The sequence below is a fragment of the Nonomuraea sp. SYSU D8015 genome, assembly GCF_008065375.1.
Taxonomy (GTDB): domain Bacteria; phylum Actinomycetota; class Actinomycetes; order Streptosporangiales; family Streptosporangiaceae; genus Nonomuraea.
In genome coordinates, this window is the sequence record NZ_VJYI01000066.1 from 1 (window position 1) to 1,254 (window position 1,254).

Consider the following 1,254-nt stretch of genomic DNA (forward strand, 5'->3'; position numbering starts at 1 on the left):
GCCGCCTCGACCTCGCCCAGCTCGATCCGATGCCCCCGGATCTTGACCTGCGCGTCCGCCCGGCCCAGGAACTCCAGCGTCCCATCCGGCCAATAACGGCCCAGGTCCCCAGTGCGATACCAGCGCACCCCATCAACCGTCACGAACCGCTCAGCCGTCTGGCCGGGATCGCCCCGATAGCCATCGGCGACACCAAGACCCCCGATCCACAACTCCCCCGCCACCCAGTCCGGGCAATCCCGCCCCCGCGCGTCCACCACCCGGAAGCGCTGGTTCGTCAGCGGTCTTCCATAGGGCACCGACCGCCACCCCACAGGCACCTCGGCAGGCACCGGGCAATAGTTGGACCAGATCGCCGCCTCCGTCGCCCCGCCCAACGCCACGAGCGAAGCCTCCGGCGCTCTGTCCGCCAGCCGGGGTGCCAGATCCAGACCCACCCAGTCCCCCGAGACCAGCGCCAGCCGCAACCCCGCGCCCCCGCCAGCGGTCAGCAGCATGTCCAGCAACGCCGGCACCGAGTTCCACACCGTCACCCCATGCGCGGCCACCAGCCCAGCCCAGCGGTGCGCGTCACGCCGCTCGGCCTCGCCGATGAGCACCACCGCGCCCCCGACACTCAGCACCCCGAACAGGTCGAACACCGACAAATCGAAGTCCAGCGCCGACACCGCCAGCACCCGATCCCCCGCACCGACACCGAACCGGCGCACCACATCCTCCACCGTGTTGACCGCCGCCCGATGACTGACCTGCACCCCCTTCGGCTCCCCGGTAGAGCCCGACGTGAAGATCACATACGCCGCCTGCTCCGGGTCCACCCGCACCGGCTTGCTCAGCGGTTCGGCCTCAGGCAGGGGCCCGCTCAGCACGATCTCCACCTGGGCACGCGCCAAGATCCGCTCCCGGCGCGCCGCAGGCTGATCCACACCGACCGGCACATACATGCCCCCGGCCGCCAGCACCCCGAGCACGGCGATCACCTGCTCGGGCCCCTTCGGCAACACGACGCCCACGGGCGTGCCGGGGCCGACACCCTGCGAACGCAACCACCCGGCCACCCGCAACGCCCGATCGGCCAGCTCGCCATACGACAGCGAGCCGCCGTCCCACACCAACGCCACCCGATCCGCCGCCTGCGCGAAAAAGCCCTCGTGCAACAACCGCCCCGACACCGGACCCGCCGTGTCGTTCACCCGCTCCCGCACCACCGCCTGCGACTCAGGCATCAACGACGGCACCGGATCCGACCAGTCC

At 71.2% G+C, this 1,254-nt stretch carries 1 protein-coding gene; it reads right to left on the reverse strand.

All coding sequences use genetic code 11. The features are described from left to right. A partial coding sequence (locus tag ID574_RS59220; RefSeq protein WP_188197861.1) for an AMP-binding protein occupies positions 1-1,254 on the reverse strand: 1,254 nt, incomplete at both ends.